This is a genomic window from Blattabacterium cuenoti, assembly GCF_014252315.1.
In the GTDB taxonomy this organism is placed as follows: Bacteria; Bacteroidota; Bacteroidia; order Flavobacteriales; family Blattabacteriaceae; genus Blattabacterium; species Blattabacterium cuenoti_AI.
In genome coordinates this window covers 388844-402559 of sequence record NZ_CP059216.1, presented here as the reverse complement: position 1 = coordinate 402559, position 13716 = coordinate 388844, and the positions used below count along the sequence as shown (strand labels likewise).

The 13716-nt window shown below is 20.4% G+C and carries 13 protein-coding genes; 10 read left to right on the top strand and 3 right to left on the bottom strand.

From position 1 onward, the window contains the following. The first annotated feature begins 7 nt into the window (after window positions 1–7). The 3 genes from dapA to H0H39_RS01985 all read left to right on the top strand — a co-directional run bounded on the left by dapA (window position 8) and on the right by H0H39_RS01985 (window position 1836). Window positions 8–898, top strand: a complete 891-nt coding sequence (gene dapA, locus H0H39_RS01995) for a 4-hydroxy-tetrahydrodipicolinate synthase (RefSeq protein ID WP_185877227.1) — start codon at window positions 8–10, stop codon at window positions 896–898. Window positions 899–926: 28 nt separating this feature from the next. Beyond that, the gene (locus H0H39_RS01990; protein ID WP_185877226.1) at window positions 927–1445 is read left to right on the top strand and encodes a ferritin; all 519 of its coding nucleotides are present in this window, start codon (window positions 927–929) and stop codon (window positions 1443–1445) included. 70 nt (window positions 1446–1515) lie between these two features. Then, window positions 1516–1836 (top strand): hypothetical protein, encoded by a 321-nt coding sequence (locus tag H0H39_RS01985; protein WP_185877225.1) that lies wholly within the window; start codon window positions 1516–1518, stop codon window positions 1834–1836. 87 nt (window positions 1837–1923) lie between these two features. On the opposite strand, the gene fsa is transcribed toward H0H39_RS01985, so the two are convergent. Beyond that, complete coding sequence (fsa, locus tag H0H39_RS01980) at window positions 1924–2580, bottom strand: fructose-6-phosphate aldolase (protein ID WP_185877642.1); 657 nt, start codon at window positions 2578–2580, stop codon at window positions 1924–1926. A gap of 93 nt (window positions 2581–2673) precedes the next feature. On the opposite strand from fsa, the gene H0H39_RS01975 reads away from it, so the two are divergent. From H0H39_RS01975 to obgE, 3 genes are all read left to right on the top strand, one after another. Continuing rightward, window positions 2674–4056, top strand: coding sequence for a dihydrolipoyl dehydrogenase family protein (locus H0H39_RS01975; protein WP_185877224.1), 1383 nt, complete (start codon window positions 2674–2676; stop codon window positions 4054–4056). Between the two features lie 75 nt (window positions 4057–4131). Then, window positions 4132–4725 (top strand): adenylate kinase family protein, encoded by a 594-nt coding sequence (locus H0H39_RS01970; RefSeq protein WP_185877223.1) that lies wholly within the window; start codon window positions 4132–4134, stop codon window positions 4723–4725. Then, complete coding sequence (gene obgE, locus H0H39_RS01965) at window positions 4722–5711, top strand: GTPase ObgE (protein ID WP_185877222.1); 990 nt, start codon at window positions 4722–4724, stop codon at window positions 5709–5711. Before H0H39_RS01970 ends, obgE begins: the two co-directional genes overlap by 4 nt. On the opposite strand, the gene clpX is transcribed toward obgE, so the two are convergent. Further along, complete coding sequence (clpX, locus tag H0H39_RS01960) at window positions 5708–6931, bottom strand: ATP-dependent Clp protease ATP-binding subunit ClpX (protein WP_185877221.1); 1224 nt, start codon at window positions 6929–6931, stop codon at window positions 5708–5710. The two genes, obgE and clpX, sit on opposite strands and share 4 nt — an antisense overlap. Window positions 6932–7157: 226 nt before the next feature. On the opposite strand from clpX, the gene H0H39_RS01950 reads away from it, so the two are divergent. Together H0H39_RS01950 and yidC are read left to right on the top strand one after the other, a co-directional pair. Then, the gene (locus H0H39_RS01950; RefSeq protein WP_185877220.1) at window positions 7158–8783 is read left to right on the top strand and encodes a CTP synthase; all 1626 of its coding nucleotides are present in this window, start codon (window positions 7158–7160) and stop codon (window positions 8781–8783) included. A gap of 14 nt (window positions 8784–8797) precedes the next feature. Then, window positions 8798–10498 (top strand): membrane protein insertase YidC, encoded by a 1701-nt coding sequence (gene yidC, locus H0H39_RS01945; RefSeq protein ID WP_185877219.1) that lies wholly within the window; start codon window positions 8798–8800, stop codon window positions 10496–10498. 15 nt (window positions 10499–10513) lie between these two features. Here the strand turns inward: yidC and H0H39_RS01940 are convergent, their stop codons facing one another. After that, window positions 10514–11260 (bottom strand): biotin--[acetyl-CoA-carboxylase] ligase, encoded by a 747-nt coding sequence (locus H0H39_RS01940; protein ID WP_185877218.1) that lies wholly within the window; start codon window positions 11258–11260, stop codon window positions 10514–10516. Window positions 11261–11359: 99 nt separating this feature from the next. Here H0H39_RS01940 and rsfS point away from each other — a divergent pair, with 99 nt between their 5' ends. Beyond that, window positions 11360–11686, top strand: coding sequence for a ribosome silencing factor (gene rsfS / locus H0H39_RS01935; protein ID WP_185877217.1), 327 nt, complete (start codon window positions 11360–11362; stop codon window positions 11684–11686). Window positions 11687–11765: 79 nt separating this feature from the next. After that, window positions 11766–13709 carry an ATP-dependent zinc metalloprotease FtsH gene (ftsH, locus tag H0H39_RS01930; RefSeq protein WP_185877216.1) on the top strand — a complete coding sequence of 648 codons (1944 nt, stop codon included), beginning with the start codon at window positions 11766–11768 and terminating at the stop codon, window positions 13707–13709. Window positions 13710–13716 lie beyond the last annotated feature (7 nt).

Genomic DNA, 13716 nt, shown 5'->3' with positions numbered 1-13716 from the left:
TAATTTTATGAAAAAATTATATGGAACAGGTGTAGCGTTAGTTACTCCTTTTAAAAAAAATGGTAATATTGATTTTAATGGACTAGAAAAACTTGTAAAATATGTTATAAATAACAATGTAAATTATTTAGTTTTATTAGGAACTACAGCAGAATCTTCTACGCTTTCTTTAGATGAAAAAAAAGATATTATTGAGTGTGTTTGTTCTATAAATTTCGGAAGACTTCCCTTAATATTAGGGATAGGAAGTAATAATACAGAAAATGTTATAAAACAAATTAATAGTATAAAAAATTTATCTGATTTTCATGCAATTTTGTCTGTTTCTCCTTATTATAATAGACCAACTCAAAATGGAGTTTATCAACATTACAAATCTATAATTAAACATACAAATGAAAATATAAAAATAATTATTTACAATGTTCCTAAAAGAACTGGAACTAACGTTTTACCTGAAACTGTTTTACGTTTATCTAATGAGTTTAAAAATAATATAGTTGGAATAAAAGAAGCATCTGGAAATATATTACAATCTTATAAAATTATTCAAAAAAAATTGTATAATTTTAGTTTAATATCTGGAGATGATTTTATAACTATTCCAATTATATTAGGAGGAGGAGATAGTGTTATATCAGTAATAGCTCAAGGATTACCTAATCAAATTTCTAATATGATTAATTTAGCTATGAATAATAATGTTAAAAAATCTTTTTCTATTTTTTATAAAATTATTGATATGATTAATTTAATTTATAAAGAAGGAAATCCTTCAGGTATAAAATTATTATTAAGTATAATAGGAATATGTGATCCATATGTTAGACTTCCATTACTGGTTGGAACAAAATCATTAAGAAATGATATACAACATTGTTTAAAAAACATTAATTAATTTATTTAAAATTAATTATTGTAAAAAAATGAAAGAAAAAATTAAAATAGAATTAGTAAAACAATTAAATAGAGAATTAGAATCTTCTCATTTATATTTAAATATGGCATCTTGGTCTGAAAATAAAGGATTTGAAGGTGTTTCTAGATTTTTATATAATCATTCTGATGAAGAAAGATTTCACATGTTAAAATTGATGAAATATATTAATGTAAGAGGGGGTAATGGATATTATATAGATAAAAATAATATAATTATAAATAATAATAAAAATAAATATAATAATCTATATGAATTATTTCAAATTTTGTTTAAACATGAAAAATCAATATCTAAAAATATTAATTATTTAGTAGAAGTTTCTTTAATAGAAAAAGATTATTTTACTTATAATTTTTTACAATGGTATGTAGAAGAACAAATGAAAGAAGAATTTTTATGTAAAATGATTTTAGATAAAATTAAATTAGTGGAAAATAATCGACTAGGATTATACTTATTTGATAAAGATATTAATAAAATTAAAATAACTAAAAAATTAAATTAATTTATAAAAATTTTAATAAAAAAATTATATCTTTCTTATAAATTAAATTTTTATAAAAATATATTTATTTATGAGTTTTCTAATAGAAAATATAAATGATATTCCAGTAAATACTATTACTGTAGATAGAGATGTTTTAGAAAAAAAATCTAAAAAAAATATATATAATACAATATGTATTTTAGATAAAATAAGCAGTAAAATAAATAATAAAATAAAAAATGATTTAGATAAAAAACTAGAAGAATTTAATATTATTAATAAAAACAATAATTTAGAAGAAACATTTGAAAACAAAGAACAAATAGAATTATCTAAATTTTATGAAAGTATACCTAAATCTACTTCTATAGCTATTTATTATTTGTTAAATAATAAAATTAATTTGTAAATATTTTATTATTATTATTAAATTCTTTTAAAAATTATTAAATTCTTTTAAAAATTATTAAATTCTTTTAAAAATTATTAAATTCTTTTAAAAATTATTAAATTCTTTTAAAAAATTTTCCAATCCTATGTTTGTTAATGGATGATTAAATAAATGATTAATAACATTGATAGGAGATGTTATTGCATATATTCCCATTTTTGCACATTCTATAATATGTATTGGATTTCTAATAGATGCTGCTAGTATTTTGGTATTAAATCTATATTCATCATAAATAATTTTAATATCTCTTATTAAGTTTAATCCATCATAAGATACATCATCTAATCTTCCTAAAAATGGAGATATATAAGTAGCACCTGATTTTGCAGCTAAAATAGCTTGTCCAGCAGAAAAAACAAGAGTACAATTAGTATTTATTTTTTTTTCTGAAAAAAATTTTATCGCTTTAATTCCTATTTTTGTAGCTGGAATTTTTACAACAATTTTTGGATGTAAAGATGATAATTCTATTCCTTCTTCTATAATATCATTATAATTATTACTAATAACTTCAGCACTTAAATCTTCATTTTTATTTAGCAAATAACATATATTTTTATAATGTTTTTGAATATCTTTTTTATTGAATAAAGATTCTCTTGCAATTAAAGATGGATTTGTAGTTACTCCATCTAATATTCCAATTGATATTGCTTGTTTAATTTCTTCTAAATTAGCTGTATCTAAAAAAAATTTCATCATATATATAATATTAATATACATTAAATATATAAAAAATTCTTTATGATTAAAAATCTGTAATTTTATATTATTCTATATTTAACAAATTTTATGAATTTCGATGTTATTATATTAGGAGGTGGTCAAGCTGGATATGTTTCTGCTATACGATCTTCTCAACTTGGAATGAAAACAGCTATAATAGAAAAAAATTCTATTGGAAATAATTATTTATACTTTGGATGTGTTCCAATTAAATTTATTTTAAATAAAATAAAAATTTTACAATCTTTAAAAGAAAATCAAAATTTATTCGGAGTAAATTATAATAATATAAATCCTAATTTTTCCAATATTATTTCAGAATGTGATAATATAGTAAATAAAATAAAAAATAATATTTTATTTTTAATAAAAAAAAATAAAATTCACATTATTTATGGAAATGCTATATTAAAAAAACATAATAAAGTTGAAGTAATAAAAAATAATAATATAGAAGAACATTACGCTTCACATATAATAATAGCAACAGGATCTACTAATAAAATTTGGAAAAAAAATATATATGATAAAAAAAAAATAATAACTTATAAAGAAGCAATTTTATTAAGTGAGAATATAAAAGATATAACAATCGTAGGATCTGGATATATTAGTTTAGAATTTGTATACTTATATTATTTTTTAGGAGCTAAAATTCGTATAGTAGAATTTAATAATACCATTTTTCCAAATGGAGATTATGATATATCTAAATATTTAGAAATATATTATAAAAATATTGGAATAGAAGTTTATACAAATTCTATCATTGATAATATAAAAAAAAAAAATGATAAAGTATTTTTTGATTTATTGAAAAATAATAATTCAATAAAAAATATAAAATCAGACGCAATATTATTTACTAAAGATGAAGATACAATTCCAAATATTAAATCTATTGGATTAGAAAATATAGGAATTCAAGTTGATAATAATTTTATAATAGTTGATGAAAATTATAAAACAAATATACCAGGATATTATGCTATTGGAGACGTAATAAGACCTTATTCTACAATTAATATAGCTTCAAAAGAAGCTATAAATTGCATTGAAAATATAAAAGGATTAAATTATAAAAAAATTGATTATAATAATATTCCTAGACATATTATTTCTAATTTGGAAATAGCTACTATAGGTTATACAGAAAAAGAAGCTATAAAAAACGGATATCAATTATTAATATCAAAATTTCCTTTTAATTCACTTAACAGTGCAATTATTTATGGAAATACTGATGGATTTATAAAAGTAATTTTTGATAAAGAATATGATGAATGGTTAGGATGTCATATAATAGGAAAAAATATTGGAAATATTATATCAGAAGTAATGATATCCAGAAATTTAGAAACAACTGCGCATGAAATGTTAAATGGAATTTATTCTCATCCATCATTAAATGAATCTATTTATGAATCTATAATTAGTGCTTATAAATAAGTAATTTTTTATTTATAGTTTATTCTTATATAATTTTATTACATTATTAATTTTTTTCCTATACATATTATTTTTATGGTACATATTATATTATCAGGACCTCCTGGATGTGGTAAAGGAACTCAAGCTAAAATTATAGCAAATAATTTTGGTTTTATTCATTTATCTACTGGAAAAATATTTAGAAATCATATAAAAAAAAATACTGATTTAGGAAAAATTGTTGCTTTTTATATAAATAAAGGAGAATTAGTTCCTGATATTATTACCACAAATATAGTAAATACAGAAATAAAAAAACTTTCTTCTTATAAAGGAATTATTTATGATGGATATCCAAGAACTAAAAATCAAATAATTTCTTTAGAAAAAACTTTAAAAAAATTTTCTATAGGAAAAATAAGTATAATATTTTTTTTCTTAATTGATAATAAGTCGTTAATAAATAGATTATTAAAAAGAGGAAAAGAAAAATTTCGTAATGATGATATGAATATTACAATTATAAAAAAAAGAATAGAGGCATATAATAATGAAACTTATTTTATATGGAAAAATATAAAATGGAAAAATATTATTATGAAATTAGATGCTTCTTTTTCCATAAAAAAATTATCTTATATCATAGATAGAAAAATAAATAATTTAATTATAAAAAATAATTTATGAAAAATTCTTTCGTAGATTTTATTAGAATTTTTTGTAAAAGTGGAGATGGAGGTAAAGGGATTATTCATTTTAACAGGAAAAGACAGACTATGAAAGGAAGTCCAGATGGAGGTTCAGGTGGGAATGGTGGGAATATATTTATACAAGGAAATTCAAATATTCATACATTTATTCATTTAAAATATCATAAACATTGGATAGCAAATTCTGGAAATCCTGGAAAAAAAAATAATATTACTGGATCAAATGGAAAAAATTTATTAATAGAAGTTCCAATAGGAACTGTTGTTAAAAATGAACATAACAATATAATTATAGAAATTACTGAAAATCTTCAAAAAAAAATTTTATTCAAAGGTGGAAAAGGAGGAAAAGGCAATTATTTTTTTAAAAATTCAAGAAATAAAAATTTTTTTTATGCACAAAATGGAATAAAAACAAAAGGTAAATGGATAATTTTGGAACTAAAAATATTATCAGATATTAGTATAATAGGATTACCTAATGTAGGTAAATCAACTTTACTTTCTGTATTAACAAATGCTAAACCAAAAATAGGAAATTTTTATTTTACTAATAAAATTCCATATATAGGAATTTTAACCATAAATTTTGAATCATTTGTTGTTTTAGATATTCCGGGAATTATAGAAAAATCTTATATTGGAAAAGGATTAGGAAATAATTTTTTAAGACATATAGAACGTAGTTCAATTTTATTATTATTAATTTCTCCTGAAAATAATAATGAATATTATCAGTATAAAGTATTATTAGAAGAATTAAATAATTTTAATAAAAAATTATTAAATAAAAAAAGAATATTAGTAATATCTAAATCAGAATTGATTAGTGATAACAAAAAAAAATATATAACTAATTATTTTTCAAATATTAAAGAAAAAATAATATTTGTTTCTTCTTTAAAAAAGAATGGATTAAAAAATTTAATTAAAAATATTTTTACAATTATTAAAAATAATTAATAAATTTTATTTATAATTATATCCTTAGTTATTTCTAATTTTCCATCTTTTATTTTATCAATGTTAAATATATAATCTAAAAAAATTTTTTCACAAAAAACACGTAATCCTCTAGCTCCAAGTCCTAATTGATAGGTTTTTTTTACAATAATATCTAAAGCATTATTTGTTATACTTAATTTAATATTATCTAAATTAAATAATTTTTTATATTGATTTATTAGAGAATTTTTAGGTTCTATTAAAATTTTTTTTAAATTTTTTTTATCTAATGAACTTAAACAGGTAATAATAGGAAATCTACCTATCAATTCAGGAATTAATCCAAATTTTTTTAAGTCTAATGGTAAAATACTTTTTTTTGAAAAAAATCTATCTAAATTATTTTTATTTTTATTAATAAAACCAATAGAAGATATATTATTATTTCTTTCCTTAATAATATTTTCAATTCCATTAAAAGTTCCTCCACCTATAAACAAAATATTACTGGTATTTATTTGAATCATCTTTTGTTCTGGATGTTTTCTTCCACCTTGAGGTGGAACATTTACAATAGTACCTTCTATAATTTTTAATAATGCTTGTTGTACTCCTTCTCCAGATACATCTCTAGTAATAGAAGGATTATTACTTTTTCTAGAGATTTTGTCTATTTCATCTATGAAAACAACACCTTTTTCTGCAGAATTTATGTCATAATCTGATGATTGTAATAATCTAGTTAATATAGATTCTACATCTTCTCCAACATATCCAGCTTCAGTTAACGATGTAGCATCTGCAATTGTAAAAGGAACTTTTAATAAATTAGCTATACTTTTAGCTATTAAAGTTTTACCAGTTCCTGTCGGCCCAATTAACAATATATTGGATTTTTCTATTTCTATAGAATTATCTTTACATGTATCTATATTTTTTTCATTTAAATATATCATTTTATAATGATTATATACAGCAACAGATATAACTTTCTTTGTTTCTTCTTGACCTATAATATATTTATCTAAAAATGATTTAATATTTTTAGGTTTTTTTGATAAATCTATATATAATTTTTTCTTATTAATTTTTTCTTTATTAATATAATTATGATGAATAATAGAATGACTTTTTTCTATACAAAATCCACATATATGAGCATTTATTCCTGATATCAATATAGTTAAATCTTCTTTTTTTCTTCCACAAAAAGAACATTTTAATGAATTATTATTCATAAATTAATATCCATCTTTTAAAATTTTAATCTAGGATTTAAAAAGGACAAGCTTTTCTACATCACATCGCTACAACCTAATTTGCCTTTGCTGTGTTCCCACCCTGGAGGATTAATAAGGGAGCTGATAGTGTAGGACTTGCCCTTATTTTGGTAAATATAAAAAAAAATTTATAATTTTTTATAAATATTAAAAAATTACATATAAATTACGTTGATTTTAAGATATGTTAAAAACAAAATATGTTTTTGTAACAGGTGGTGTTATTTCATCATTAGGAAAAGGAATCGTTTCTGCTTCATTAGGGATTTTACTTAAGTCTAAAGGATATAAAGTATCTATATTGAAATTAGATCCTTATCTTAATGTAGATCCTGGAACTTTAAATCCATACGAACATGGAGAATGTTTTGTAACTGAAGATGGATTTGAGACAGATATGGATTTGGGTCATTATGAAAGATTTTTGAATCAAAATACAACAAAATATAATAATATTACTTCTGGATTAGTATATAAAACAGTCATAGATAATGAAAGAAAAGGTGATTATTTAGGAAAAACTGTTCAAGTTATTCCTCATATAACTAATGAAATTAAAAGACGTATTAATATTATTGGAAAAAGTAATAAGTATGATGTTATTATTACTGAAATAGGAGGAACTGTAGGAGATATTGAAATATTACCATATATTGAGTCTATAAGACAATTAAGGTGGGAATTAGGAAAATTTAATAGTTTAATAATTCATTTAACATTATTGCCATATATTTCTGTTAGCGGAGAGTTAAAAACAAAACCAACACAACATTCAGTTAGAAATTTAATGGAAAATGGATTACAAGTAGATATCATTGTTTGCAGAACCAAAAAACATATATCTGATAATGTTAGAAAAAAATTATCATTATTTTGTAATGTTAATCCTGAATATGTAATAGAATCTATTGATACTAAAATTATATATGAAATACCTTATTTATTGCATTTACAAAATTTTGATAAAAAAGTTTTAAATCACTTAAAATTAGAATATATTTCTTCAAAAAATATATATTTAAATAAATGGAAATCATTTATAAAAAAATACAAACATCCAAAATGGGAAGTAAAAATAGCATTAGTTGGAAAGTATGTTTCTTTACGTGATTCTTATAAATCTATTATAGAAGCGTTAATTCATGCGGGAACTAAAAATAGAATATCTATTAAAATAAAATGGATTTATTCCGAAATGATTAAAGAAAATAATATGAAAAAATTTTTTGAAAATATATCTGGAATTTTAATAGCTCCAGGATTTGGAAAAAGAGGAGTAGAAGGAAAAATATTGGCAACAAAATATGCTAGAGAAAATAAAATTCCATTTCTTGGAATATGTTTGGGTATGCAAATTTCTGCAATAGAATTTGCTAGAAATGTTTTAGGATTAAAAAATGCAGATAGTTATGAAATTAATCCATTTACTTCCGATCCAATTATAAAGTTAATGAAAAAACAAAAAAAAATTTTAGAAAAAGGAGGAACTATGCGTTTAGGAAATTGGAAATGTATTCTAATAAAAAAATCTAAATTATTTTCTATTTATGGTAAAAGTGAAATTTTTGAAAGACATCGTCATAGGTATGAATTCAATAATAATTATTTAAAAATTTTTTCTAATTTTGGGATGAAAGCTGTTGGATTAAATCCAGAAACTGGATTAGTAGAAGCTTTAGAATTAAAAACTCATTTATTTTTTATAGGAGTTCAATATCATCCAGAATATAAAAGTACAGTAATAAATCCTCATCCTTTATTTGTTTCTTTTATTTTAAATTCTAAGAAATATAAATCGTATGATGTTTAGAATATTTTTATATTATGAGAGATAAAAATTTAGATTATAATTCTATAATAGGATTATTTCTTATATTTTTTATTTTAATGATTTTTACATATTTATTTAATAATAATGAAAAAAATCAAAAAGTAAAATATGTTAGTCATGAAAAAATTGATTTTTTACATATAAATAGAAAAAATAATGAAAATCCTGAAAAATTATTTGTTTTAGAAAATAAAGTAATTAATATAAAAATATCTAGTTTAGGAGGTGTTATAAGTGATATACTTTTAAAAAAGTATAAATCATATAATTATCATTTAAATAAGTCTTCTTCCAATAAAATAAATAAAAATCTTTTTTTATCTAAAAATTATAGTTTTTTATATAGAATATTTTTTAGTAATAAAAATGGTAAAAGTATAACTACTGATAAACTACATTTTAAACTTTTTCTTAAAAAAGAAACCAAAAAACATAATATCATTGTTTTAAAAGCTAATAATCCATATGGAAAAGGATTTTTGTATTATATATACAAGATAGAAAAAGGTAATAAATACAATGTAGATTTTTTTATTAAAACAGAAAATTTTAGATTAATTAATAATTATACTACATATTTGGATATAAAACAAGATTTAATTCCTTTAGAAAAGGATAAAAATTGGGAAAATTCTTATACTCAAGTTTATTATTGCTCTTATGATAATAAGAAAAATAAATCATCAATAAATTATTTATCTGAAAAACAAACAGAAAAAAAAAGATTTAATAATGTCAAATGGATAGCTTGTAAACAACAGTTTTTTACTACAATAATTAATCCTAACAAAATTTTAAATAATATTTTTATTGATTCTGAAAATATTTCTAACGAAAACAATCTAAAAAAAATTAGAATAAATACATTAATAAATAAAAATAGTGAATTAAATTTTTTTATTCGTTTTTATTTTGGTCCATTAGATTTTAATTTATTAAAAAAATATAAAAATAATTATGAAGATATTATTCCATTTGGATGGGGATTTTTAAAATGGATTAATAAATATTTTTTTCTTACAATATTTCAATTTTTAGAAAAAACTAATTTAAATTATGGAGTAATTATTATACTAATGACTATTGTAGTAAAATTGTTATTATCCCCAATTACTTATAAACAATATAAATTAAGTGCTATAATGAAATTAATACGTCCAGATATAGAAAAAATAAATGAAGAAAAAGATATTTTAAAGAAACAGAAAAAAATGATTGATTTATATAAAAAATCTGGAATTAATCCTATGTCTGGATGTTTATCTGCATTATTACAAATTCCTATATTTTACTCTTTATTTAAATTTTTTCCAACATTAATTAATTTGAGAGGAAAATCGTTTCTTTGGGTAGATGATCTAACTTCATATGATTCTATTTTAGAATTACCATTTTTTATTCCATTTTACGGAAATCATGTAAGTTTATTAACTTTGTTATATTCTTTAGCACTAGTGATTTATACTAAATTAAGTAATAATGGTAGTAATTTAAATATTAACAATAATTATGAATATAATCCTTTTTCATCAAATATGAATTATATGTTATATATAATGCCTATTATAATGTTATTATTTATAAATAGTTATGCATCTGCTTTATCTTTATATTATTTTACTTCTAATATAATAAATATTGGATTTTTCTTTTTTATTAAAAAATTTTTTTTAAATGAAAAAAAATTATTATGAATATAATAATGATTTTTATAAAAATTTAATATCTTTTTGCCAAAAAAGATATTTTTTACTATTACTTTCCACAAGTAAGAATCCTTTATTTGTTACAGATTTTATAACTCCTGATAATATATAATTATGTTTATAAGAAAAAAATTTAAATATTTTATTCTTTAAATAAAGATTTTCAATAAAATATTTTTGTATATGTTTATTATTTAAATAATTAAAATATTCTTTTTGAATAAAAAAAATAATTTCAAAAAATATCAAATCTAATTCAAAATTTATATTTAAAATCATATTTAAAGACGAAGCATTCCAATTAGGATTAAATTTATTTTGTTTTATATTTATTCCTATTCCAATAATAGTACTGTTAATTTTTTTGAAAGAAATTCTATTTTCTATTAAAATTCCTCCTACTTTTTTATTATTAATAATAATATCGTTTGGCCATTTTATATAAACTATATTATTTATTTTTTTTGACAAAACTTTATGAATTGCATTACTAGTTATAATATTTAATATAAATCCATCATAAACATATATATTCTTAGGATTAAAAAATATACTAAAAGTTAAATTTTTTTTATATTCTGAAACCCATGTTCCACTAATACCTATTCCATCTGTTTGATTATCTGATCGTATTATTATCCATTTTTCATTTTTATAAAAAAAATTATTAAAATATCTTCTTGCAAATTTATTAGTTGAATCAATTTTATTTAAATAAATAATATCTATTGGCCATATAAATTTTATCAAAATGTTTTTATATTTTCTTTATAAGTAATAAAAAATTCATTTTCATTTAAAAATGAAAATATTATTTTTGTTTCAATTTAATGAAAAAATTTTTTTATTTTGTTATTAAAAATAATCTTGAAAGGTATTCAAATAGTTAAGGGAGAAAACATTTCCATTTTGAATATAAAAAATAAAAATTTTATATGTGATTATTTTATTATTTGTAATGGAAAATCCAAGAATCAAGTTTATGCAATATTTCAATCTATAGAAAAAATTACAAAAAATAAATTAAATGAAAAACCTTGGCATAAAGAAGGATTAAAAAATAGAGAATGGATATTATTAGATTATATTTCTATTGTTGTACATATTTTTCAAGAAAAAACTAGATTGTATTATGATATAGATAATTTTTGGAAAGAAAAAACAATAGATAATTAAATATAAGAATATAAATTTTGTTAATATCAGAATTGGTTTTTATTAAATTAATTTATAAAAAAATGGAGAAATTTTTAGTATGATAGACAAAAAATTGAAAAATAGAAGTAATTTCTTTTGGATTTACGCTGTAATATTTGCCGTATTTTTAATTATATTTTTTTTTAGATCTTCTTTTTCTAATCCAAAGAAAATAGATCAAGATACTTTTTTTGAAATTCTATCTAAGAAAAAAATAGAAAAAATTATTGTAAAGCATAAAGAACTTGTTCAAGTTTATTTAAAAAAAGAATTTTTAAATGAAAATGAAAATATAAATAATTATGATAAAAAAAAATTTATTGGACAACAAAATCCATTACAATATGAATTTGAAATAGGTGATCTACAGTTTTTTCAAAGAAAATTTGAAGAATATAAAAAGAAATATAAATTAAATACTGTTATTGATTTTAAAAATCAACAAGAATATACAATAACTAAATTTTTTTTTGATTATGGTATTTTTTTTGTACTATTAATATTATTTTGGATTTTTTTATTCAAAAGAATAAGTGCAGCAGGAAGTGGTCCTGGAGGTCAAATATTTAATATTGGAAAATCTAAAGCAAAATTATTTGATGAAAATGATGATGTAAAAATTACATTTAAAGATGTAGCTGGATTAGAAGGTGCTAAAGAAGAAGTTCAAGAAATAGTAGAATTTTTAAAAAGTCCTCAAAGATATACTAAACTTGGGGGTAAAATACCTAAAGGAGCATTACTAATAGGACCTCCAGGTACTGGAAAAACTTTATTAGCAAAAGCTGTAGCAGGAGAAGCAAAAGTTCCATTTTTTTCTTTATCAGGATCAGATTTTGTAGAAATGTTTGTAGGAGTAGGAGCTTCTAGAGTTAGAGATTTGTTTGAAAAAGCTAAAGAAAAATCTCCATGTATAATATTTATTGATGAGATAGATGCAATAGGAAGAGCAAGAGGAAAAAGTAGTATAGCAGGATCAAATGACGAAAGAGAAAATACATTAAATCAATTATTAACAGAAATGGATGGATTTGGAACTAATATTAATGTTATTGTTTTAGCAGCAACTAACCGTTCTGATATATTGGATAAAGCATTATTACGTCCTGGACGTTTTGATAGAACTATTTTAGTTGATCCTCCAGAATTAAATGAAAGAATAGAAATATTTAAAGTTCATTTAAAAAAATTAGTTTTATCTAAAAATGTTAATATAGGTTTTTTAGCAAGACAAACTCCAGGATTTAGTGGAGCTGATATTGCAAATGTTTGCAACGAATCTGCTCTTATTGCAGCAAGAAAAAGTAGAAAAAAAATAAAAAATCAAGATTTTTTAGACGCAATAGATCGTATAATTGGTGGATTGGAAAAAAAAAATAAAATAATTAAACCAAACGAAAAAAAAAGAATTGCATATCATGAAGCTGGACATGCTGTTATAAGTTGGTTATTAGAGCACGCTTCTCCTTTGGTTAAAGTTACTATAATACCTAGAGGAAGATCTTTAGGTTCTGCATGGTATTTACCAGAAGAAAGACAAATAACAACTCCAGAACAGATGAAAGACGAAATATGTGCTCTATTAGCTGGAAGATCAGCTGAAGAAATTATTTTTAAATCAGTTTCTACAGGAGCATTAAATGATTTAGAGAGAGTAACAAAACAAGCTCAATCTATGGTTGTAATTTTTGGATTAAACGATAGAATTGGTAACATTTCTTATTACGATTCTACTGGTCAAGATGATTTTAATTTTTCTAAACCATATAGTGAAAAAACTGCTCAAATTATAGATGAAGAAATATCAAAAATTATTTCAGAACAATATAATAGATCTAAAAAAATTCTAAAAAATAATGAAGAAAAATTAGTTTTATTAGCTAATAGATTATTGGAAAAAGAAGTTTTGTTTAGAGAAGATTTAAAAAAAATATTTGGAGAAAGACCTTTTTCTGATGAGATTGATGATATGTTAAAAAAAACTGCTGATAATATTACATAATGCATAT

Excerpts from the sequence above, each read along its gene's own strand:
- dapA (WP_185877227.1), top strand. The coding sequence starts at position 8 with ATGAAAAAATTATATGGAACAGGTGTAGCGTTAGTTACTCCTTTTAAA.
- H0H39_RS01990 (WP_185877226.1), top strand. The coding sequence starts at position 927 with ATGAAAGAAAAAATTAAAATAGAATTAGTAAAACAATTAAATAGAGAA.
- H0H39_RS01985 (WP_185877225.1), top strand. The coding sequence starts at position 1,516 with ATGAGTTTTCTAATAGAAAATATAAATGATATTCCAGTAAATACTATT.
- fsa (WP_185877642.1), bottom strand. The coding sequence starts at position 2,580 with ATGAAATTTTTTTTAGATACAGCTAATTTAGAAGAAATTAAACAAGCA.
- H0H39_RS01975 (WP_185877224.1), top strand. The coding sequence starts at position 2,674 with ATGAATTTCGATGTTATTATATTAGGAGGTGGTCAAGCTGGATATGTT.
- H0H39_RS01970 (WP_185877223.1), top strand. The coding sequence starts at position 4,132 with ATGGTACATATTATATTATCAGGACCTCCTGGATGTGGTAAAGGAACT.
- obgE (WP_185877222.1), top strand. The coding sequence starts at position 4,722 with ATGAAAAATTCTTTCGTAGATTTTATTAGAATTTTTTGTAAAAGTGGA.
- clpX (WP_185877221.1), bottom strand. The coding sequence starts at position 6,931 with ATGAATAATAATTCATTAAAATGTTCTTTTTGTGGAAGAAAAAAAGAA.
- H0H39_RS01950 (WP_185877220.1), top strand. The coding sequence starts at position 7,158 with ATGTTAAAAACAAAATATGTTTTTGTAACAGGTGGTGTTATTTCATCA.
- yidC (WP_185877219.1), top strand. The coding sequence starts at position 8,798 with ATGAGAGATAAAAATTTAGATTATAATTCTATAATAGGATTATTTCTT.
- ftsH (WP_185877216.1), top strand. The coding sequence starts at position 11,766 with ATGATAGACAAAAAATTGAAAAATAGAAGTAATTTCTTTTGGATTTAC.